Annotated in this window: 25 protein-coding genes; 13 read left to right on the top strand and 12 right to left on the bottom strand. The window is 68.9% G+C overall.

What is annotated here, in order from left to right; all coding sequences use genetic code 11:
• The first annotated feature begins 151 nt into the window (after positions 1 to 151).
• Both OK349_RS14300 and OK349_RS14295 read left to right on the top strand, forming a co-directional pair.
• Complete coding sequence (locus OK349_RS14300; protein ID WP_265118465.1) at positions 152 to 1,087, top strand: DUF2171 domain-containing protein; 936 nt, start codon at positions 152 to 154, stop codon at positions 1,085 to 1,087.
• 189 nt (positions 1,088 to 1,276) lie between these two features.
• Entirely contained in the window at positions 1,277 to 1,624 is a 348-nt protein-coding gene (locus OK349_RS14295; RefSeq protein ID WP_265118464.1) for a hypothetical protein, read from the top strand.
• A 135-nt stretch (positions 1,625 to 1,759) separates the two neighbouring features.
• On the opposite strand, the gene OK349_RS14290 is transcribed toward OK349_RS14295, so the two are convergent.
• Both OK349_RS14290 and OK349_RS14285 read right to left on the bottom strand, forming a co-directional pair.
• Entirely contained in the window at positions 1,760 to 2,236 is a 477-nt protein-coding gene (locus OK349_RS14290) for a GreA/GreB family elongation factor (RefSeq protein ID WP_265118463.1), read from the bottom strand.
• Positions 2,237 to 2,252: 16 nt separating this feature from the next.
• On the bottom strand, positions 2,253 to 3,152 hold the full coding sequence (locus OK349_RS14285) for a KPN_02809 family neutral zinc metallopeptidase (RefSeq protein WP_265118462.1): 900 nt from the start codon (positions 3,150 to 3,152) through the stop codon (positions 2,253 to 2,255).
• Between the two features lie 118 nt (positions 3,153 to 3,270).
• Here OK349_RS14285 and OK349_RS14280 point away from each other — a divergent pair, with 118 nt between their 5' ends.
• From OK349_RS14280 to OK349_RS14265, 4 genes are read left to right on the top strand one after another with little or no spacing between them, the layout of a single operon-like run.
• Positions 3,271 to 4,428 (top strand): patatin-like phospholipase family protein, encoded by a 1,158-nt coding sequence (locus OK349_RS14280; RefSeq protein ID WP_265118461.1) that lies wholly within the window; start codon positions 3,271 to 3,273, stop codon positions 4,426 to 4,428.
• 9 nt (positions 4,429 to 4,437) lie between these two features.
• Complete coding sequence (locus OK349_RS14275; RefSeq protein ID WP_265118460.1) at positions 4,438 to 5,223, top strand: 3-hydroxybutyrate dehydrogenase; 786 nt, start codon at positions 4,438 to 4,440, stop codon at positions 5,221 to 5,223.
• Between the two features lies 1 nt (position 5,224).
• Positions 5,225 to 5,845 carry a DUF4893 domain-containing protein gene (locus tag OK349_RS14270; protein WP_265118459.1) on the top strand — a complete coding sequence of 207 codons (621 nt, stop codon included), beginning with the start codon at positions 5,225 to 5,227 and terminating at the stop codon, positions 5,843 to 5,845.
• Positions 5,846 to 5,866: 21 nt separating this feature from the next.
• On the top strand, positions 5,867 to 7,180 hold the full coding sequence (locus OK349_RS14265) for an amidohydrolase (protein ID WP_265118458.1): 1,314 nt from the start codon (positions 5,867 to 5,869) through the stop codon (positions 7,178 to 7,180).
• Here the strand turns inward: OK349_RS14265 and OK349_RS14260 are convergent.
• The 3 genes from OK349_RS14260 to OK349_RS14250 form a co-directional block, all read right to left on the bottom strand.
• A complete protein-coding gene (locus OK349_RS14260) occupies positions 7,177 to 7,752 on the bottom strand; it encodes a hypothetical protein (protein WP_265118457.1) in 576 nt (191 codons plus the stop codon). The two genes, OK349_RS14265 and OK349_RS14260, sit on opposite strands and share 4 nt — an antisense overlap.
• Positions 7,753 to 7,794: 42 nt before the next feature.
• Complete coding sequence (locus OK349_RS14255; protein ID WP_265118456.1) at positions 7,795 to 8,070, bottom strand: hypothetical protein; 276 nt, start codon at positions 8,068 to 8,070, stop codon at positions 7,795 to 7,797.
• Positions 8,071 to 8,197: 127 nt separating this feature from the next.
• On the bottom strand, positions 8,198 to 8,941 hold the full coding sequence (locus tag OK349_RS14250) for a Bax inhibitor-1/YccA family protein (RefSeq protein ID WP_265118455.1): 744 nt from the start codon (positions 8,939 to 8,941) through the stop codon (positions 8,198 to 8,200).
• A gap of 118 nt (positions 8,942 to 9,059) precedes the next feature.
• Here OK349_RS14250 and thpR point away from each other — a divergent pair, with 118 nt between their 5' ends.
• Positions 9,060 to 9,599, top strand: coding sequence for an RNA 2',3'-cyclic phosphodiesterase (thpR, locus tag OK349_RS14245; RefSeq protein WP_265118454.1), 540 nt, complete (start codon positions 9,060 to 9,062; stop codon positions 9,597 to 9,599).
• Positions 9,600 to 9,701: 102 nt separating this feature from the next.
• On the opposite strand, the gene OK349_RS14240 is transcribed toward thpR, so the two are convergent.
• The gene (locus OK349_RS14240; protein WP_265118453.1) at positions 9,702 to 10,295 is read right to left on the bottom strand and encodes a superoxide dismutase family protein; all 594 of its coding nucleotides are present in this window, start codon (positions 10,293 to 10,295) and stop codon (positions 9,702 to 9,704) included.
• 73 nt (positions 10,296 to 10,368) lie between these two features.
• Positions 10,369 to 11,265: a tyrosine recombinase XerC gene (locus OK349_RS14235; RefSeq protein WP_265118452.1), complete on the bottom strand. Its 897-nt coding sequence runs from the start codon at positions 11,263 to 11,265 to the stop codon at positions 10,369 to 10,371.
• A gap of 72 nt (positions 11,266 to 11,337) precedes the next feature.
• Here OK349_RS14235 and OK349_RS14230 point away from each other — a divergent pair, with 72 nt between their 5' ends.
• Genes OK349_RS14230 through gloB form a run of 5 tightly spaced genes read left to right on the top strand, consistent with a single transcriptional unit; the run spans position 11,338 to position 15,152 of the window.
• A complete protein-coding gene (locus OK349_RS14230) occupies positions 11,338 to 12,078 on the top strand; it encodes an alpha/beta fold hydrolase (protein WP_265118451.1) in 741 nt (246 codons plus the stop codon).
• Entirely contained in the window at positions 12,075 to 12,839 is a 765-nt protein-coding gene (locus tag OK349_RS14225) for a tetratricopeptide repeat protein (RefSeq protein ID WP_265118450.1), read from the top strand. The genes OK349_RS14230 and OK349_RS14225 overlap by 4 nt, the downstream gene beginning before the upstream one ends.
• Before the next feature lie 49 nt (positions 12,840 to 12,888).
• The gene (locus OK349_RS14220; RefSeq protein WP_265118449.1) at positions 12,889 to 13,341 is read left to right on the top strand and encodes a VOC family protein; all 453 of its coding nucleotides are present in this window, start codon (positions 12,889 to 12,891) and stop codon (positions 13,339 to 13,341) included.
• A 6-nt stretch (positions 13,342 to 13,347) separates the two neighbouring features.
• Positions 13,348 to 14,427: an NAD(P)H-dependent flavin oxidoreductase gene (locus OK349_RS14215; protein WP_265118448.1), complete on the top strand. Its 1,080-nt coding sequence runs from the start codon at positions 13,348 to 13,350 to the stop codon at positions 14,425 to 14,427.
• The gene (gloB, locus tag OK349_RS14210; protein ID WP_265118447.1) at positions 14,424 to 15,152 is read left to right on the top strand and encodes a hydroxyacylglutathione hydrolase; all 729 of its coding nucleotides are present in this window, start codon (positions 14,424 to 14,426) and stop codon (positions 15,150 to 15,152) included. The genes OK349_RS14215 and gloB overlap by 4 nt, the downstream gene beginning before the upstream one ends.
• Here gloB and OK349_RS14205 read toward each other — a convergent pair.
• From OK349_RS14205 to rsmI, 4 genes are read right to left on the bottom strand one after another with little or no spacing between them, the layout of a single operon-like run.
• Positions 15,142 to 15,747, bottom strand: coding sequence for a DedA family protein (locus tag OK349_RS14205; protein ID WP_265118446.1), 606 nt, complete (start codon positions 15,745 to 15,747; stop codon positions 15,142 to 15,144). The two genes, gloB and OK349_RS14205, sit on opposite strands and share 11 nt — an antisense overlap.
• Positions 15,748 to 15,780: 33 nt before the next feature.
• Positions 15,781 to 16,737, bottom strand: a complete 957-nt coding sequence (gene gshB, locus OK349_RS14200; RefSeq protein WP_265118445.1) for a glutathione synthase — start codon at positions 16,735 to 16,737, stop codon at positions 15,781 to 15,783.
• A 49-nt stretch (positions 16,738 to 16,786) separates the two neighbouring features.
• Positions 16,787 to 17,155: a YraN family protein gene (locus OK349_RS14195; RefSeq protein WP_265118444.1), complete on the bottom strand. Its 369-nt coding sequence runs from the start codon at positions 17,153 to 17,155 to the stop codon at positions 16,787 to 16,789.
• The gene (gene rsmI / locus OK349_RS14190) at positions 17,152 to 17,985 is read right to left on the bottom strand and encodes a 16S rRNA (cytidine(1402)-2'-O)-methyltransferase (protein ID WP_265118443.1); all 834 of its coding nucleotides are present in this window, start codon (positions 17,983 to 17,985) and stop codon (positions 17,152 to 17,154) included. The genes OK349_RS14195 and rsmI overlap by 4 nt, the downstream gene beginning before the upstream one ends.
• 11 nt (positions 17,986 to 17,996) lie before the next feature.
• Between rsmI and OK349_RS14185 the strand changes: the two genes are divergently transcribed.
• Complete coding sequence (locus OK349_RS14185; protein ID WP_265118442.1) at positions 17,997 to 19,187, top strand: penicillin-binding protein activator; 1,191 nt, start codon at positions 17,997 to 17,999, stop codon at positions 19,185 to 19,187.
• A 164-nt stretch (positions 19,188 to 19,351) separates the two neighbouring features.
• Here OK349_RS14185 and hemW read toward each other — a convergent pair whose 3' ends face one another.
• Positions 19,352 to 20,494 carry a radical SAM family heme chaperone HemW gene (hemW, locus tag OK349_RS14180; RefSeq protein WP_265118441.1) on the bottom strand — a complete coding sequence of 381 codons (1,143 nt, stop codon included), beginning with the start codon at positions 20,492 to 20,494 and terminating at the stop codon, positions 19,352 to 19,354.
• Positions 20,495 to 20,522: the final 28 nt, after the last annotated feature.

The following is a 20,522-nucleotide window of genomic DNA, read 5'->3' as shown; positions in this document are numbered from 1 at the left end:
GCGCGCGTTTCCGGCTGGGCGGCGGATTGCTTCTCCTCGCCGCAACCCGGCCCCGGCGCGCTGGAACAAATGCCCCTCCCGATCCTTTTTTCACCTGTGGGGCGCGTGGACCCCACGCGCCCGGAATTCCGATGAAAGAGGAGGATTTCCAATGGGCTACGAACCTTATCCACGCCAGGGCCGTGACGAGATCTGGGGCACGCGCGACAGCGAAGCGTCGCAGCGCTACGGCTATGGCTATGACCCGGATCGAGACCGCTATCGCTCCAGCGCGCGTGAATATGCTGCGGCGGGCCAGCTCGATCGCGGCCGCGAATCCTGGCGGGACCGCGATTATTACGGATCGCGCTTCGGCCGCGACGACGACAGCGATTGGAACCGCGGCAGCAATGCCCGCGGCGCTGGCAGCTATCGCGGCTATGGCAGCTCCTATGGCGGCTATGACGAGGGGCGCCGTGCCGGCGGGCGCCGCGACTTCGGCCGCGATTATGAGCGCCGCCCCGAAGGCTATGCCTATCAGGACCGCGACTTCTTCAGCCGCGCCGGCGACGAGGTCCGCTCGTGGTTCGGCGACGAGGAGGCGGAACGCCGCCGGGCGGCCGACGCGCGCTATGACGAACGTTACGGCAGCCGCTGGAGCCGCGACGACGACTATCACGGCTGGCGCCGCCGCCAGATCGAGGATCTCGACCGCGACTATGACGAATATCGCCGCGAGAACGCGACCCGGTTCGAGAACGAGTTCGGCAGCTGGCGCAACGAACGCCAGACCCAGCGCGGCTCGCTCCAGCGCGTGACCGAGCACATGGAGGTACTCGGTTCGGACGGCCAGCATGTCGGCACCGTCGACAAGGTGCGCGGCGACCGCATCATCCTGACCAAGAGCGATCCCGATGCCGGCGGCCATCACCATTCGATCCCGTCGCGCTGGATCGAGGCGGTCGACGACAAGGTGACGATCCGCAAGAGCGCGGACGAGGCCAAGGCGGCGTGGCGCGACGAGGAGCGCAGCGGCGCGCTATTCGGCGAGCGCGACGACACCCGCGGCGCCCATTATCTCAACCGGAGCTTCTCCGGCACCTATTGAACCGGCGGAGCTTCCGCTCCTTGCCGCACGAGCGCCCGGGACGGTGTCCCGGGCGTTTCGCATGCGCTATTCGCCGGTGCGTCGATGCACTATGGTGCGCCAGCCACAGCAGCCGAGTCGCTCATGCACAACGGTCCTCGTACGGCATCGCAAACATCGCGGATCCTCCCGGCAGCCCTGCTCGCCCTCGTGACGACGGCAATGCCGGCGCATGCGGGCTTGCCGCAGAATGCCGCCTTGCGCGAGGGGGCGGTGACCGTGTTCCAATGCCGGGGACTGATGGACAATGTTCCCAAGTCGTCGGGCAATGCGGATGCCGACCGCATTTTCCAGAGCTCGCACAAGTTGGTCGTCTACATGGCGGACTCGATGGCCTCGGCCAAGGTGCTCAGCGCCGAGGAGCAGGCGCGGAATCTCGAGCATGGCCGCGCCATCACACGGTCGCGGGACCATGCGACGATCAGCAATGCGATCAACGCCTGCCTCCAGTTCGCGCACGGACTGGCGAAGGACATCGAGAAGGCCGCGCCCAAATAGCGGACCGGCACGGGATGGGGAGGATCAGCTGAAGGACCGGACTGATCGGCGGCCATGTCGGGCGCAGCGTCCGCGCGGAGATCAGCGAAAGCGGTCGATTTCAGATCCGCCGTGCCGACCTGACGAGACCTGCTGCTAGGCCGCAGCGTCCGGAATCGCCCCCGTCGCGATCACCTCGATCGCCTCGTCGCGGCCGTTGAAGTCGACGCGTTCGCCAGGCTCGGCCCCGATCAGCGCGGCGGCGAGCGGCGCCTGGAACGCGATCCGGTCGGCCGCGGGCTCGGCCTCGTCATGTCCGACGATGTCGATCCGCCGCTCGCGCCCGTTCAACCGGAAGCGCACGCGCGATCCGATCGCCACCAGACCGTCGCCCGGCACCGGCGCGAGCTCGGCGGTGGTCTGGCGGGTATGCCAGTAACGCAGGTCGCGCCGCAGCACCTCGCGCGCTTCATCGCCGAGCGCCGCAGCGACCGCGGCCTCGAGCTCGACCACGCGCGCGCCGATCAGCGCCAGTCCGCGCGCAGTCACCAGATTGGGGCCGGACGGGATCGGCAGCTCGAAGCGCGGTTCCTTGTGCTCCTCGTCGCTCTCGCGCCGGAACGCGACGCTCATGCTAGGACCGAAGGCATCAGATCGCGCCCTGGAAGGTGTCGCACTGCGCCGGGTCGCCGGTCTCGAGCCCGCGCCGCAGCCATTGCATGCGTTGCGCCGAGGTGCCGTGGGTGAAGCTCTCGGGCACCACCGTGCCCTGCGCCTGCTTCTGGAGCGTGTCGTCGCCGATCGCCTCGGCCGCGCGCATCCCTTCCTCGATGTCGCCCGCCTCCAGCCGGTTCTTGTTGCGCGCCGCCCAGACGCCGGCATAGCAATCCGCCTGCAGCTCGACGCGAACGGACAGTGCATTGCCCTGGGCGCGGTTCATCCGGGCTTGCTGGGCACGGACCTGTTCCATTGTGCCGGTGATGTTCTGGATATGGTGCCCTACTTCGTGCGCGATCACGTAATTCTGTGCGAAGTCGCCCGCCGCACCGAAGCGCTGCGCCAGCTCCTGGAAGAAGCCGGTGTCGAGATACACGCCGCGATCCGCCGGGCAATAGAAGGGGCCGGCCGCCGACGAGGCATTGCCGCAGCCCGACTGGACGCTGCGCTGGTAGAAGTTGAGCACCGGCGGCTGGTAGCGCGCGCCCTGCGCCGCGAAGAGCTGGTTCCAGGTCTGCTCGGTGCTGGTCATCACGCGGCACGCCTGCAATTCCGCCGGCGTGTCGCAGGGCTTGTTCGCCCCTACCTGCTGCTGTCCACCGCTGCCGGTCGGCGCAACGCCGCCCGTGAGCAGCCCACCACCGCCGCCGATCGCCATGAAGATCGCGACGCCGATCGCGATCAGCGCGATCGTGCCGCAGCCGAGCCGGCTGCCCAACAGCATCGGGAGCAGGCCGAGCAGGATGTTGCCGCCCCCGCCGAAGCCGCCTCCGCCGCTGCCCTGACCCAGGTCACGGACATTTTCGCTGGGATCGAGATCGTCGAGCCGCATGGCGCTCACCCTGTTGTCGTTTCCTATCCGCGACAATGCCCCAACCCGCCGCGCGTTGCACGCCGATTTGCACATAACGCGATTGCCCTTCTCGCTGCGGCGCGGCATGACCGGCGCCATGGCCGATGCCGAACCGCAGCACAGCAGATCGGGGCGCCGATCGAAGGGCGCGCGTCCACTCCCGCTGCCCGATTGCGTGGCGCTGGTGCTCCAGGGCGGCGGCGCGCTTGGCAGCTATCAGGCCGGGGTGATCGAGGCGCTGGCCGAGGTGGAGATCGAGATCGACTGGGTCGCCGGCATCTCGATCGGCGCGGTCAACGCCGCGATCGTCGCGGGCAACCCGCCCGAGCGCCGCGTCGAGCGGCTCACCGCCTTCTGGCAGACGGTCACCAGCGCGCTGCCGAGCTTCCCGATCTTCCCGCAGGACGAGGTGCGCGAGGCGGTGCACGAATGGTCGGCGGCGATGGTATTGGCGCAGGGCGTGCCGGGCTTCTTCCGCCCGCATCTCTTCTTGCCGATGCTCGCGACACCGGGCAGCTGCTCGGCGTTGAGCTTCTACGACAGCGAACCATTGCGGGCGACGCTCGACTCGCTGATCGACTGGGATCTGCTCAATGACGGTCCGGTGCGCCTGTCGGTCGGCGCGGTCGAGATCGAGAGCGGCAATTTCCGCTATTTCGACACGACTCAGGAGCGGATCGACGCGCGCCATATCATGGCCTCGGGCGCGCTGCCGCCGGGGCTTCCGCCGATCGAGATCGACGGCAAATATTATTGGGACGGCGGGCTCGTCTCCAACACGCCGCTGACGCATGTGCTCGATCACCAGGCCGAACCGATGCTGGTGTTCCAGGTCGACCTCTTCTCCTCCGCCGCGGTGATGCCGCGCACGATCACCGACGTGATGGCGCGCGAGAAGGAGATCCGCTTCTCGAGCCGCACGCGCCAGGTCTCGGCCGAGCGGATGCGGCTGCGCCAGGAGCGCGAGGCGATCCGCAAGGTGCTCGCCAAGCTCCCGCCCGAGCTGCACAATGATCCCGACGTCGCCGCATTGCGCGCCGTGGCGGACGAGAAGCCCGTGAGCCTCGTCCATCTGATCTATCGCGCCAATGCGTGGGAAGGCGGCAGCCGCGACTTCGAATTCTCCGCGCGCTCGATGCGCGAACATTGGGAAGCCGGCCTGGTCGATACCGAGCGCACGATGGAGAATGCGCGCCTCGTCGCCAGCAACATCATCGACGGCCGTACCGCCGCCTTCGACCTCGCCAGAAGCTAAGGAGTCACCATGTTCCTCAAGGGCAAGTCCGCCATCATCACCGGCTCGACCTCGGGCATCGGCCTCGCCATCGCCAAGGCGTTCGCCGCCGAGGGCGCGAGCGTGGTGATCAACGGCTTCGGCGACGCCGCGGCGATCGAGACCGAGCGCGCCGGCCTCGAGGCGCTGAGCGGCGCCAAGGCGCTCTACGACGGCGCCGACATGTCCAAGCCCGACGCGATCTATGCGATGGTCGAGCGCTGCCACGCCGAACTCGGCGGGCCGGACGTCATCGTCAACAACGCCGGCATTCAACACGTCGCGGCGATCGAGGATTTTCCGGTCGAGAAATGGGACGCGATCATCGCGATCAACCTGTCCAGCGCGTGGCACATGATGCGCGCCGCCGTACCGCACATGAAGGCGGCGAAATGGGGGCGGATCATCAACACCGCCTCCGCCCACAGCCTGGTCGCGAGTCCCAACAAATCGGCCTATGTCGCCGCCAAGCACGGCATCGCCGGCCTCACCAAGACGATCGCGCTGGAGACCGCGACCGACGGCGTCACGGTCAACTGCATCTCGCCCGGCTATGTCTGGACGCCGCTCGTGGAGAACCAGATCCCGGACACGATGAAGGCGCGCAACATGACGCGCGAGCAGGTGATCAATGACGTCCTGCTCGATGCCCAGCCGACCAAGCAGTTCGTCCAGCCGGAACAGGTCGCCGCGCTCGCGGTTTTCCTCTGTCGCGATGAAGCGAGCGCGATCACCGGTGCGAACTATGCCATGGACGGCGGCTGGACGGCGGCCTGAGATGCGTATCGCCGCCGCTGCCCTGATCGCCCTCGCCTTCACCGCCTGCACCAAGGAGGGAAACCTCAAGCTCGGCGGGGAAGAGGTAATCGAGACGCGCTGGCGGATGATCACCACCGACCAGGACCGCGAGCGGCTGCGCAACTGGCGCAAGGCGTGGGTCGAGGCGCTCCCGAAGGCGCGCGCCGCCGACGCCGCCGCGATCGCTGCGGAAGGCGCGCTGTTCGAGCACGACCAGGCGCTCGGCCGCGCGATGCCGCCGGCGGGCGACTATAAGTGCCGCGCCTTCAAGCTCGGCGGCCAGCGCGAGGGGATGCGCGACTTCACCGCCTATCCCTGGTTCAATTGCCGCATCGGCCGCGAGGGCGAGATGCCGACCTTCGTCAAGCTCGACGGGTCGCAACGCCCGACGGGCAAAATCTATGCGGAAACCGATGCGCGGGTGATCTTTCTCGGCGCGCTCGAGCTGGGCGACGAGACGATCGCGCTCGACTATGGCCGGGACGTCAAGCGCGACCTGGCCGGCTATATCGAGCGTGTCGGCACGACGCGCTGGCGGCTGGTGCTGCCGTGGCCAACGTTCGAATCGCAGCTCGACGTGATCGAGCTGGTCCCCGCCTGACGCGCATCCAGGACACAAGCCATGAAGCACCTCCTCATCGCCGCGGCGAGCAGCCTCGCCTTCGCCCTTCCCGCTGCCGCCGATCCGGTCCGCGATGCGACCGCGAAGGAGCTGCCGTCGCTGATGGCGCTCTATCGCGACCTCCACGCCAGTCCCGAACTCAGCCAGCACGAGGTCAATACCGCGGCGAAGATGGCCGTCGAGGCGCGCAAGGCGGGCTACACCGTGACCGAGAAGGTCGGCGGCACCGGTGTGGTCGCGGTGCTCAAGAACGGCGAGGGTCCGACGCTGCTGATCCGCGCCGACATGGACGGGCTGCCGGTGACCGAGGAGACCGGCCTGCCCTTCGCCTCCAAGGTGCGCGGCAAGACGCCCGAGGGAGTCGAGACCGGCATCATGCATGCCTGCGCGCACGATACGCACATGGCGGCCTGGGTCGGCACGCTGCGCAACCTCGCCGCGATGAAGGACCAGTGGAAGGGTACCGTGGTGATGGTCGCTCAGCCCGCCGAGGAGAGCAGCAAGGGTGCGCTCGCGATGCTCGAAGACGGGCTCTACGAGCGGTTCGGCAAGCCGAGCCATGCGATCGCCTTCCACAACAGCGCGGCGCTGCCCGCGGGCACGATCGGCATCCGCTCGGGTCCGACCTTCGCCAGCGTCGATTCGGTCGATATCCTGGTCAAGGGCGTCGGCGGCCACGGCGCCTATCCCGCGACGACCAAGGACCCGATCGTGCTCGGCGCGCGGATCGTCTCGGCGCTGCAGACGCTGGTGAGCCGCGAGGTCGATCCGCAGGAAGCCGCGGTGGTCACCGTCGGCAGCTTCCAGGGCGGGACGCGGCACAACATCATCCCCGAACAGGCGTTGATGCTGCTCACCGTGCGCGCCTACACGCCCGAGGTGCGCAAGCAACTGCTCGAGGGCATAGCGCGCATAGCCCGGGGCGAGGCGATCGCCGCGGGCATTCCCGAGGACCAGCTGCCGGTCGTCAAGGTGCGCGAACCCTTCACCCCGCCGACGGTCAGCACCGACCCCTTCGCCAGCGAGCTCAAGACTCTGTTCACGGCGCGCTTCGGCGCCGATCGCGTGAAGGACATCCCGCCGACCATGGCGGGCGAGGATTTCGGCCGCTTCCACATCGCGGATCCGTCGATCCAGAGCGTGATCTATTGGGTCGGCGGCGTGCCGCAGGACAAGTGGGACGCGGCACAGGCAGCGGGCGGCAAGGGCCTGCCTTCGCTGCACAGCTCGAAATGGGCGCCCGATGCGGAGAAGGTGATCGGTACCGCCGCCGAGGCGATGACCGCCGCCGCGCTCGACGTCCTGAAACGCTAGCTGCCGACGCCGACAAGCGCGGGCGTCGCCGCGAGATAGGGCGCCGCGGGCTTGTCGATCACCGCGACGCGGCCCGCGTTGAGCGCGGCGATCGACCGGGTGAAGCTGCGTGGCTTCTTGATCAGCTTCTTGTCCTCGACCACACGCAGCCCCGAGCGGCGCATCGCCTCGGCGACGAAGTGCACGCAGTTGCGGCGGTTGATGTTGTAGCTGTTGTTGCCCTTCTCGCCCCACTCACCGACCAGCCGGATCAGCGAATCATATTGCGCGTCGCTGACCGGCGCCGAGAAATGCGCGATGCTGCGCGCGACATATTTCTTGGTGGTATAGTCGATTTTCCCGCCGACGGTGCCGAGCAGCATCGCCGGGGTCACCGACTTGGGGGTGAAGCCCCAAGCGCCTTGGACGGGTTTGCCGCCGCGGTCGGGCGTGCCGTGAACGGTGAAGAAGGCATGCGGGAAATCTCCGCCATTCTCATAGGACCAGAAGGTGACCGTGACACGCGCTTGCGCGGGGATGGCGGCGAGCGCGAAGAAGAGCAGCGCGGCGAGGCGGACGATCCGGTGAAGCATGCAGCCTCCTACCGGACCGCCCGCCGGACGGGCAAGCGCGGCTTACTCGCTTTCGGCCTTCTGGCGGCGCTCCTCAGCGATCTTCCGCTCCTTCTCCTCGTCATAGCCCGAGGAAGCCGGCGGCTCGTGCGAATGCACCGGCTGCGTCGTCGCGGGCGGATCGGACGCGTCCATCGATTCGTCGAGCGCGCGGTCGAGCCGCGCCTGCTTATTTTCGGGATTCTTCTCCAGCCGCTCCTCGATCGAGCTGTCAGTGCCGGCGTCGCCGGGCTTCACGCCCGTTTTGTCGCCATCGCTCTTCGGTGTGTCGTCGTTCATGATCCAACTCCCGTGCGTCGGCATGAAAAACGCGCGGGCGAAAGCCGTGGTTCCTTTGCGCATGCGCAACGAAAAGGGCCCGGCCATTGCTGGCCGGGCCCTCGTGTTTCCGTGCTTGCCGGAGCGATCAGTCGCGATTGCCGATGATGCTCAGGAGGAACTGGAACATGTTGATGAAGTCGAGATAGAGCGACAGCGCGCTCATGATCACGACCTTGCCCACCATATCGGTGCCCGCGACATAGGCGTACATGCTCTTGATACGCTGCGTGTCATAGGCGGTGAGGCCAGCGAAGATCAGCACGCCCGCGAAGCTGATGATCAGCGACAGCGTGCTCGACTGGGTGAAGATGTTGATGACGCTCGCCACGATCAGGCCGATCAGGCCGACGATCAGGAAGCTGCCGAGGCCCGACAGGTCCCGCTTCGTGGTGTAGCCGTAGAGGCTGAGGCCGGCGAAGCCGGCCGCGGTGGCGAAGAACGCCTGGGCGACCGAGGCGCCGGTATAGCGCAGCAGCAGCGTCGAGAGCGACAGGCCCATCAGGACCGCGAAGCCCCAGAACAGCGCCTGCAGCGTGCCGGTGGACATCTTGTTCTGGCCGAAGCTCATCGCCAGCACGATGGCCAGCGGCGAGAGGATGATCAGCCAGGCGAGCGGGCCGCCATTGGCGAACACCGAATAGGCCATCGAGGTCGGGCCGCCCCATGCGAAGAGCAGCGCGACGACGCCGCTGAGCAGCACGCCCGAGGCCATGTAATTGTAGACCGAAAGCATATAGGACCGCAGCCCCGCATCGTACGCGGCATCGCGCGTACCTGCGGCCGTCGCGTACGGCGCGGCGGTCGTCCGGGGATCAGACCAGTTAGCCATCACAAACTCCTTTGCCCGGCGCATCTCGCCGGATGGTGCCGAATATCATGGTTCCGGGCGGGAGTTTCAAGGAAAACCAGCGTCGCGCGGGCCGACATAAACGGTTAAGAGCCGCGCCATGCATCGCCTGTTCGTTGCGCTGCGCCCGCCCCGGGCGATTCGCGAGCGCCTGCTCGGCGTCATGGGCGGCGTACCGGGTGCGCGCTGGCAGGGCGACGACCAGCTCCATTTGACGCTGCGCTTCATCGGCGAGGTGGGGACGCACGAAGCCGAGGATGTCGCGGCCGCGCTCGGATCGGTGCGCCACGCGCCGCTCGAGCTGCGCCTCGAGGGATGCGGCATGTTCGACAGCCGCGGGCGGCCCAACGCGCTATGGGCCGGGGTGGCGCCGCGGGAGCCGCTCGCCGCGCTCCACCGCAAGGTCGACCAGGCGATCGTGCGCGCCGGGCTCGAGCCCGAGCGGCGCGCCTATCTGCCGCATATCACGCTCGCCCGCATGTCCGGAGCGGCGGGGCCGATCGATCGCTGGCTTGCGGATCATGCCGCGCTGGCGAGCGAGCCGTTCGCGCTCGAGGCGATGACCCTCTATCAGAGCCACCTTGGCGCGGGCGGCGCCAGCTACGAGCCGGTCATGCGCTATCCGCTGATCGGCGCTTAGTTTGTTGCAGAGCGGCACCGGCCCGCTCCCCACCGGCCACCCATGGGATATTGGCGTTGGGTGACCGGTGGGGGGCGGGCTGGTGCCGCCTCAGAACGCCGCTCAGCCCGCCGCGAACACGCCGCAGGCGACGCGGTCGCCGCTGTTGCCCGAGGGGTCGGTCTTCTGGTCGTCCTGCCCCGCGTGCACGACGAACGCCGAGCCATCGGCGTCGAGCAACTGCGCCATGGTGCCCGACTTGAGCACGAAGGTGAGCGTGCCGGTGCCATCGTCGGCGACGGTCAGGTTGGGCATGTCGCCGGCATGCGCGCCAGCGGGATTCTCCAGGCCGTGCTTGGCGTTGTTCGGGTTCCAGTGGCTGCCCGCGGTCTCGAACTTGGGGCCTTCGCACTTGCCGGTCATATGGACGTGCACGCCATGGTTCCCGGCGGTGATGCCGGTAACCGACACGGCGACGCTCAGACCCTCGGGCGTGACGGTCGCGATCGCGCTGCCCGCCGGGGTGCCATCGGCCTTCTGGAGCGAGGCGGTGGCGGTCTCCGCCGTCGCGGCGCCGTTCTCGATCGGGAGCGTCTCGTTCTCCACCGGCAGCGCGGTGTTGATGGGTTCGTCGCTGTTCGCCGCGGGCGTGGTGGTGCCGCCGCAGCCCGCGGTCGCGAGCGCCAGCGCGACGATCGCGCAGCCATGTCGGATCATTCGAAACCTCCTGTCACTGATCGAACTAAACGCAATGGCCGGGCTTCCCGAAGGTTCCCGAGTGACCCGCACGTCACGCCCGGGGATGAGCGTTGCGATAGACGTCGAGCAAATGCGCCGCGTCGACCGCCGTGTAGATCTGCGTCGAGCTGAGACTCGCATGGCCGAGCAGCTCCTGCAAGGCGCGAAGATCGGCGCCGCGCCCGAGCAGGTGAGTCGCGAAGCTGTGCCGCAGCGCGTGCGGGGTGGTGCGCGGGGGCAGCCCCAGCCGCGCCCGTGCCGCGCGCACCGAGCGGCGGATGATCGCGGGCGAGAGCGGCCCGCCGCGCGCGCCGCGGAACAGCGCCTCGCCGGGCGCGGTGCCATGGGGGCAGCGGCGGACATAGTCCTCGACCGCGTCGCGGACCTGCGGAAGCAGCGGCACGATCCGCGTCTTGCCGCGCTTGCCGGTGACGCGCAGCGTCTCCCCCAGCGGCAGCACCGCGCCGGTCAAGCCCATCGCCTCGCCGATGCGCAGCCCCGCGCCGTAGAGGAGGAGCAGCACGGCGAGGTCGCGCGACGCGATCCATGGCTCGCGCGCGTCGTCGGCGACCTCCTCGGCCAGCGCCACCGCCTCGTCGGGCGCGATCGGGCGCGGCACGCCCTTCTTGACGCGCGGGCCGCGCAGATGCGGGATTTCCGCACCGCCCTCGCCGCCCGTGAACTTGAGGAAGGCGCGCACTGCCGACAGCTCGCGCGCGGCCGAGACGTTGGCGAGCCCGTCGCTACGGCGGTGCGCGAGATAGGCGCGCAGGTCCGCGGTGGTCACGCGTGCGAGCGTGGCGCGCGTCACCGCCTCGCCCCAATGTCCTCCCAGGAACGCCACTAGCCGCACCGCCGTCGCTTCATAGGCGCGCACTGTGTGCACCGAACGCCGCCGGTCGCGCGCGAGATGCTCGGCGAACAACAGGGGCAGCGGGCGCTCGTCCATCTGCAGACCCTATCGCGCGCGATTCAGTCCGTCACGGTTCAATCCTGCGGCGTTCGCGCCTAAGAGGCGCACATGCAGAGCATTGACCGCGACGGGATCGCCCTCGCCTATCATCTCACCGCGGGCACAGGACCCACCATCGTCTTCCTGCCCGGCTATGCCTCGGACATGAGCGGGAGCAAGGCGGTGGCGATCGATGATTGGGCGCGCGCGAGCGGGCGGGCCTGTCTGCGCTTCGACTATGCGGGGTGCGGCGAGAGTGGCGGTGCGTTCGAGGACCAGACGCTGGCGAGCTGGCGCGACGACGCGCTGGCGGTGATCGATCATGTGGAAGGACCGGTCGTGCTCGTCGGCTCGTCGATGGGCGGCTGGATCATGCTGCTCGCGGCACTAGCGCGCCGTGAGCGGGTGGTGGCCATGGTCGGTATCGCCGCGGCGCCCGACTTCACCGATTGGGGATTCACCCCCGAGCAGAAGGCGGTGCTGCGTGATGAGGGGCGGCTGGAGGAGCCATCAATCTATGCGCCCGAACCAACCGTCACCACGCGCGGCTTCTGGGAGTCCGGAGAGGCCAACCGGGTGATGAGGGGACCAATTGAAATCGGCGTCCCCACGCGCCTGATCCACGGTCAGCGCGATCCCGACGTGCCGTGGGAGCACAGCCTCAAACTCGCCGGCCTGCTGCGTTCAGACGATGTGCAGACAATGCTGGTCAAGGACGGCGACCACCGTTTGTCGCGCCCGCAGGACATCGCCCTGATCCTGCGCGTGCTTGAGGATATTCTGGGCTCGGATACCGGCACCCCTTCATGATCCTGTTCCTGCTCGCCCAGATCGTCACACCTGCTCCTCCCGCGGCACCGCCGACCGTCGGCCCGCCCGCGCCCGAGCAGCAGCGCTGGGAGAATTGCGTCGAGCTTGCGGTGGGCGACCCGGCGCGCGGGATCGCCGAGGCCGAGCGCTGGAGGATCGCCGGCGGGCGTTTCCTTGCCCAGCAGTGCCTGGGCATGGCCTATGCCAGCCAGCGCCGCTGGATCAGCGCGGGCGGCGCGTTCGAGACCGCGGCGCGCGAGGCGGAGGCGGCGCGCGACGTCCGCGCCTCCAAATATTGGGCGCAGGCCGGCAATGCCTGGCTCGCCGCCGCCGATCCGGCCAAGGCGCGCACCGCGCTCGACGCCGCGCTGGCGACGGGCAATCTCGTTGGACTCGAACTCGGCGAGGCGCATCTCGACCGGGCCCGTGCGCTGGTCGCGGCGGGCAATCTTGGCGGCGCGCGCGCCGATCTCGCGCAGGCGGTACTCAAGGCGCCGGACGACCCGATGACGTGGCTGCTCTCGGCGACGCTCGCCCGCCGCACCGGCGACCTCCCGCTCGCCCAGCGCCACATCAAGGAAGCGCTCGCGCGTGCCGATGACGATGCCTCGGTCCAGCTCGAGGCGGGCAACATCGCCGCGATGAGCCGCGACGAGGCGAGCGCGAAGGCCGCGTGGGAAAGGGCTGCGCAGCTCGCCCCCGGCACCGAGCAGGGAATCGCCGCGCGCGCCGCGCTCAAACAATTCGCCCCGGCGGAATAGACTCTCGCGCGGCGCGTCCTATCTGAGGGCCGAAGCAAAAGAGGGTCCGATGAAATATCTCCACACGATGATCCGCGTCGCCGATCCCGACGCCACCGTCCGCTTCTTCGAGCTGATGGGCCTCAAGGAAGTGCGGCGGATGGAGAGCGAGAAGGGCCGCTTCACGCTGATCTTCCTCGCCGCCCCCGAGGATGTCGAGGCGAACGGCGAGCGCGCCCGGGCCGAGGTGGAGCTGACCTACAACTGGCCGCCCGCGGACGGCAGCGCCGCCGAGGAATATGGCGGTGGGCGCAATTTCGGGCACCTCGCCTATCGCGTCGACAATATCTACGACACGTGCCAGCGGCTGATGGACGCCGGCGTCACGATCAACCGCCCGCCGCGCGACGGCCATATGGCGTTCGTGCGCACGCCCGACGGCATCTCGGTCGAACTGCTCCAGGACGGCCATCTCGAGCCCGCCGAGCCGTGGGCGTCGATGCCGAATACCGGTAGCTGGTGAGCTGACATGGCCGGAGGGATCATGGCGGGCTGGCCCGTTCAGGAATTCCTCCGGCTGACCGGGGCGCGGGCGCCGATCGTGCAGGCACCGATGGCGGGCGCGGGTGGTGTCGCACTGGCGGCAGCAGCAATTCGCGGCGGCGCGGTGGGATCGCTGCCCTGCGCGATGCTCACCCCCGATCAGGTGCGCGCGCAGGTTGCCGAGGTGCGTGCGGAGGCTGAGGGGCCGCTCAACCTCAATTTCTTCTGCCATCACCTAGGCGATCGCCCCGACGAGGCTGCTTGGCGGGCACTGCTGAAACCCTTCTACGCGAAGGAAGGCGTCGGCTCGCCCGAAACCCCGCCCCCGCTGCGCGCGCCCTTCGACGAGGTGATGTGCGCGGCGGTCGAGGACTTGCGACCCGAAGTGGTCAGCTTCCATTTCGGGCTGCCCGAGCCGCGGCTGCTCGATCGCGTTAAGAGCAGCGGCGCAGTCGTGGTGGGAAACGCCACGACACTGGCTGAAGCGATGTGGCTGACCGGCAAGGTCGACATGATCATCGCGCAGGGGTTCGAGGCGGGCGGCCATGCCGGCTATTTTCTGGACGGCCACCGCCCGGTCGGAACGATCGCGCTCACGCGTCAGGTCGCGCTCAAGGTCGATTTTGCCGGGATACCGGTCATTGCCGCAGGCGGGATCGTCGATGCTGCGGGAATCGCCGCCGCGCTGATGCTCGGCGCGGGCGCGGTGCAGCTCGGGACGGCATATCTCTTCACGCCGGAAGCGACGATCAGCGACGTCCATCGCGCGAGCCTGCGCGATGAAACGGCGATCACCAATTTGTTTTCGGGTGGTCTGGCGCGGGGCGTGCGCAATGCGCTGATCGACTCGATCGGCCCGGTCCATCCCGACGCGCCGCGCTTTCCCTATGCGTCGGCGGCGCTGGCCGAACTGCGCCGCAAGGCGGAGCGCGAGGGGCGCGGCGACTATTCGCCCCTCTGGGCGGGACAGGCGGCGGATCATGGCCCCGCGTCCAGCGAAGGCGCGCAGGCGCTGACCGAGCGGCTGGCACGCGAGGCATTCGAACTGCTAGGAGAGACACCGTGATCGAGGTCGTCCGTATCCCCGCACTCAGCGACAACTATATCTGGCTCGCCCATGACGACGCCGCGGGCGAGACGATCGTGGTCGATCCCGCCGAGGCCGCGCCGGTGCTCGCCGCGGCGGAGGCGCGCGGGTGGACGATCGATGCGATCTGGAACACCCACTGGCATCCCGATCACACCGGCGGCAATGCCGCGATCAAGGAAGCGACCGGCTGCACCGTGATCGCCCCCGCGGCCGAAGCTGCGCGCATCCCCACCGCCGACCGGCTGGTCGCCGAGGGCGACACCGTCATGCTCGGCGCGCACGCGGCGACGGTGCTGGAGGTGCCGGCGCACACCGCCGGCCACATCGCCTATCACCTGCCCGATGCGGAGATCGTGTTCGTCGGCGACACGCTGTTCGCGATGGGCTGCGGGCGGCTGTTCGAAGGGACGGCGGAGCAGATGTTCGGCAACATGCAGCGGCTCGCGCAGCTGCCCGGCGAGACTGCGGTCTATTGCGCGCACGAATATACCCAGTCGAACGGCCGCTATGCGCTCGTCGTGGAGCCGGACAACGCGGCTCTGGCCGAGCGCATGGCCGAGGTCGACCGGATGCGGGCGCAGGGGCTGCCGACGGTGCCCACCACGATCGCGCTCGAGCGCGCGACCAACCCCTTCATGCGCGCGGCGAGCGTCGCGCAGCTCGCCGCGCGCCGAGCGGCCAAGGACAGCTTCAGGGGCTAGGGCGTTCCTTCCAGGTGACGACGCGCCACAGATAATATGCCAGCGCGATCACGGTGAACGCGATCGCGACCGGGCCGACATAGTCCTGCAACTGCTCGAACCGCGACCCCAGCAGCAGCCCGGCACAGGCGAGCACCGCGTTCCAGATCGCGCTGCCGGCAAAGGTCGCGAGCAGGAAGCGCGGCAGCCCCATCTTGGCCATTCCGGCAGGCAGCGAGATCATGGTGCGGAAGGTGGGCATGAAGCGGAACACGAACACCACCCAGCCGCCATGGCTGTGGAAGAAGCGGTTGAGCCACTCCACATCCTCCCAGCGCAGCGTCAGCCAGCGCCCGTAACGATCGACGAAGGGCTTGAGCCGCTGGTAGCCGATCCAGCGCCCGACCGCGTACCAGAACATGTTGCCGAACGTGGTGCCGAGCGTGCCCCAGATCAGCAGCGGAGTCATGTTCATGTCGCCGCGCGCGACCGCCATGCCCCCAAGCCCCATGATCACCTCGGACGGGATCGGCGGGAATACATTCTCCAGGGTCATCAGGATGAAGATGCCGAGATAGCCGCCCCAGGCGATGAGGTTGAGGATGAACTCGGTCACTGGCGATGATGAACCCGCGAGGCGCGCAAAAGATCAGCCGCGCGCGGCAACACGGGCCTCGATCGCGTCCCAGATCATGCCGGCGGTATCGGTGTCGTTGAACTTGTCGATCGCGACGATGCCGGTGGGCGAGGTCACGTTGATCTCGGTCAGCCACTCGCCGCCGATCACGTCGATGCCGACGAAGATCAGCCCGCGCGCCTTGAGCTCGGGCCCCAGCGCAGCGCAGATTTCCGCCTCCCTCGCGGTCAGCTCGGTCTTCGCCGCAACCCCGCCGACCGCGAGGTTGGAGCGGATCTCGCCCTCGCCCGGGACGCGGTTGACCGCGCCCGCGACCTCGCCGTCGACGAGCACGATGCGCTTGTCGCCCTTGGCCACGTCGGGGAGGAAGACCTGGATCATGTGCGGCTCACGATAGGCGGTGTTGAACAGCTCGATCAGCGAGGACAGGTTGGCGCCGTCACGGCCGATCTTGAAGATCGCCTTGCCGCCGTTTCCGTGGAGCGGCTTGACCACGATCTCGCCATGCTTCGCGAGGAACGCCCGCGCCTCGTCGAGGCTGCGCGTCACCAATGTCGGCGGCATGAAGCGCGCGAAATCGAGCACCCACACCTTCTCCGGCGCGTTGCGCACGCTGGCGGGATCGTTGACCACCAGCGTCTTGTCGGCGATCCGCTCGAGCAGGTGGGTGGCGGTGATGTAGCCGAGGTCGAAGGGCGGATCCTGGCGCATCAGGACGACGTCGGCCTCGTCGCCGAGGTCGAGCTTCACCGGATCGCCGAAGCTGAAATGATTGCCCGCGACACGCTGCACCGTCACCGGATGCGCGGTGGTCCAGACGCGGCCGTCGGCATAGTTCAGCGCTTCGGGCGCATAGTGGAACAGCTTGTGCCCGCGGGCCTGCGCCGAGAGCATCAGCGCGAAGGTCGAGTCGCCCGCGATGTTGATCGCATCGAGCGGGTCCATCTGCACGGCGACGATCAGGGCCAAGCGTTCCTCCATTGATTTCGCAGGCAGGTAGGGACGCGGAGGCGACTTGTCACCCGATCCAGGCATTCTCGATGTAGCGCGGCCGCATGCCGGGGGCGAGCAGCAGCACGTCGACGCGGATATCCTCGCCGTTCGTGGCGTAGCGCGGCATCAGATATTCGGCGGCCGCGGCAACCCGGGCCAACCGCCGTTCGTCGATCGCGAAGTCGAGCTCGGCCGCGGTCTTGCGCGCCTTGACCTCGACGAAGGCGATCAGCTTGCCGCGCTTCGCGACCAGGTCGACCTCGCCCGCGGGCGTGCGCACGCGGCGGTCGAGGATGCGCCAGCCGCGCAGCCTGAGGTACCAGGCCGCTCGAGTCTCGCCATCGCGACCGGACTGCTCGGCGACACGGCGTGCATCAGGATTCTTGGCCCTCACCCTTTGAGCTCCATCGCCCGGGCGTAGAGCGCCTTGCGGTCGAGACCGAAGCGCTTGGCCACCTCGCCCGCGGCCTTGGAGACGGGGAGCCGAGTCAGCGCCTCGGCCAGCGCGGCGTCGGCATCCTCGGCGCTGGCGAGCGGAGCTTCGCCCGGCGGGGCGACGACGACGACGATCTCGCCCTTGGGAGGGACGTCGGCATAGCGGGCGGCGAGTTCGGTGAGACTGCCGGTGACGCATTCCTCGAACTTCTTGGTGATCTCGCGCGCTACCGCAGCCTCGCGATCGCCCAGCCCCTCGGCCAGCGCCGTCAGGGCGGCCGAGAGGCGCGGGCCCGATTCGTAGAAGACGAGCGTCGCGCGGATCGCGGCGACCTCGGCGATCGTCTCGGCGCGGGCCTGCTGCTTCGAGGGGAGGAAGCCCATGAACAGGAAGCGGTCGGTCGGCAGCCCGGCGAGCGTCAGCGCCGCGATTCCCGCACAAGGGCCGGGGATCGTGGTCACCGGATGGCCCGCGGCGCGGGCGTCGCGCACCAGCTTGAAGCCCGGGTCGGAGATCAGCGGGGTGCCGGCGTCGGACACAAGCGCCACCGCTTCTGATGCCATCCGCGCCACCAGGCCGGGGCGCACCGCTTCGGCATTATGGTCGTGATAGGGGGTCATCGGGCGCTTGGCGCCGAGGTGGCGGAACAGGCCCGCCGTCACACGCGAGTCTTCGACTGCAACAATATCCGCGTTCAGGAGTATTTCAGCGGCACGCGGGGAAAGGTCGCCGAGATTGCCGATCGGCGTCGCGACGATGTAGAGGCCGGGGGCAAGAACGAGTGTCATTGGGGAGCGTCATGGCAGAGGCAGCAGTGAAACCGCAACGGGGCTTCGCCTCGCTGCTCCGGGGGATCGTCATTGCAGGGGCCCTTGCCGTCTCAGCCTGCGTCCGTCCGTCGGGCCCTCCCCCTGCCCCTACTCGCCCCGAACCCGCGCCGGTGCGCCCCGCCCCGGGCCCGGTCCGCCCGGGCCTTCCCGAGGAGGACACCGCGCGCCATCGCGTCGCGCTGCTGGTGCCGCTGTCGGGCACCAATGCCGGGGTCGGCCGCAGCCTTTCCAATGCGACCCAGCTCGCGATCCTCGACACCAAGGCCGAGGATGTTCGCATCACCACCTATGACACCGCGACCGGCGCCGCCGCCGCCGCGCAGCGCGCGCTGGCCGACGGCAACAAGCTGATCCTGGGGCCGCTGCTCGCCGAGGATGCGCGTGCCGTCGCGCCGATCGCGCGCCGCGGGGGGGTGCCGGTGATCAGCTTCTCCAACGACACCAGCGTCGCGGGCAACGGCACCTATCTGATGGGCTATGCCCCGGCCCAGTCGATCGAGCGCGTGGTCGACCATGCCCGGCGCAGCGGCGTCACCGAATTCGCCGGGCTGATGCCGACCGGCCTCTATGGCGAGCGCGCCTCGACCGCGTTCCTGCGCGCCGTCGAGGGTGCGGGCGGCAAGGTCACCTCGCTCGAGACCTATAACCGCGGCGCGGTGAACCAGGCGATCGCCCGCCTCGCCCGCTCGCCCTTCCAGGCGGTGCTGATCGCCGACAGCGCGAGCGGCGCGGTCGCCGCGGTCCCCGGCATCCGCCGCGCGAGCCCCAGCGCGCGCGTGCTCGGTACCGAGCTGTGGAACAGCGATTCGGCGGTGGGCGGCATCACCGCGCTCAACGGCGCGTGGTTCGCCAGCGTTTCCGACACCTATTACCGCCAATATGCCGCCAAATACCGCGCCCGCTTCGGCGCGGCGCCCTACCGGCTCTCGACTTTGGGCTATGATTCGGTGCTGCTCACCGTCCGCATCGCGCGCGACTGGCGGCCGGGGGACGCGTTCCCGGCGGACCGCCTGAGCGACCGCGACGGGTTCGCGGGGCTCGACGGCGCCTTCCGCTTCGGCCGCGACGGCATCGCCGACCGCGCGCTCGAGGTGCAGGAGATCCGCGGCGGCACGACCGTCACGGTGTCCCCGGCGCCGCAGGGGTTCGGCGGGCGCTGAAAAGTGGAATCGGGCCGGTATGCGGCGCGTGTGGACATTGTTCCGCGTTGGCATTTTGTCAAAGAGCGTGCCGGCGTCCCGGCTCAACCATGCCAGCAAACGAATTCCAACATTGCAAGCGCGGGGGATTTCCGTTCTGCTTTCAGTAACTTGAGGCCCAGCGCCTAGCCGCGGACGATCTCGCGGAGCAGGGCTTCGAGGACCGGCATGCCGGCGTCGGTCGCGGCGAGGCGATCGGCCGAACGGAACAAGTAGCGGTCGAAGTTGGGGTTTGCGACTTTGGCCATGTCCAGGGCGCCCTCCGGAATGTCGCGCAAATCGACGCCCTCGGTCAGACGCAGGCCCATGACGAGCCGTTCCATTGCCGCTTCCGTGCCGGAAAGCGCGGTCTCCTCCTGCAGCCCGTTGCCGTTGCGGGCGACCGCGGCGAGCCAGTTCTCGGGCTTCTTGTGGCGCAGCGTCGCGAGGCCGCCGCGGCGGCCATGCGCGCCCGGACCGACCCCCGCATAATCGGTGTAGCGCCAGTAAGCGAGGTTGTGGCGGCTCTCCGCGCCCGGGTGGGCGTGGTTCGAGACTTCGTAGCGCGGCAGCCCCGCGGCCTGAGTGAGCGACTGGGTCACGTCCCACAGGTCGGCGGCTTCGTCCTCGTCGGGAATGGCGAGCTCGCCCTTCGCCGCGAGCGTGGCGAAGCGCGTGCCGGGCTCGATCGTGAGCTGGTAGAGCGAGAGATGCTCGGTGCCGAAGCTGAGCGCGCGGGCGAGCTCGGCCTCCCATGAAGCGACGCCCTGGCCGGGGCGGGCGTAGATCAGGTCGAAGCTCACCCGGCCGAAATGCCGCTGCGCGGTGGCGAGCGCCGCCAGCCCCTCGTCGACGCCGTGCGCGCGGCCGAGGAAGCGCAGGGCATCGTCGTCGAGCGCCTGGAGCCCGAGCGAGACGCGGTTGACCCCGGCGACGGCCAGATCGGCGAAGCGCGCCGCCTCGACCGAGGAGGGGTTGGCTTCGAGCGTGACCTCGAGATCGCCGGCCGGCGCCCAGGCCGCGGTTGCCGCCTCGATCACCGCCGCCACCGTCTCGGGCGGCATCAGCGAGGGGGTGCCGCCGCCGAAGAAGATCGAGCCGAGCTGCCGCCCGGGCAGCAACGCCGCCTCATGCGCGAGATCGGCGAGCAGCGCCTTGCGCCACGCATCCTGGTCCACCACGTCGCGGACATGGCTGTTGAAGTCGCAATATGGGCATTTGGACACGCAGAACGGCCAATGGACGTAGAGCGCGAGTGCCGGGGTATCTGGCGGTTGGGAAGCGTTCATCGCGGCGGCGCTATGCGCTTGTTGGGAG

The organism is Sphingomonas sp. BT-65 (assembly GCF_026107375.2).
Classification (GTDB): Bacteria; Pseudomonadota; Alphaproteobacteria; order Sphingomonadales; family Sphingomonadaceae; genus Sphingomonas.
This window is presented reverse-complemented; position numbering and strand designations above follow the sequence as displayed.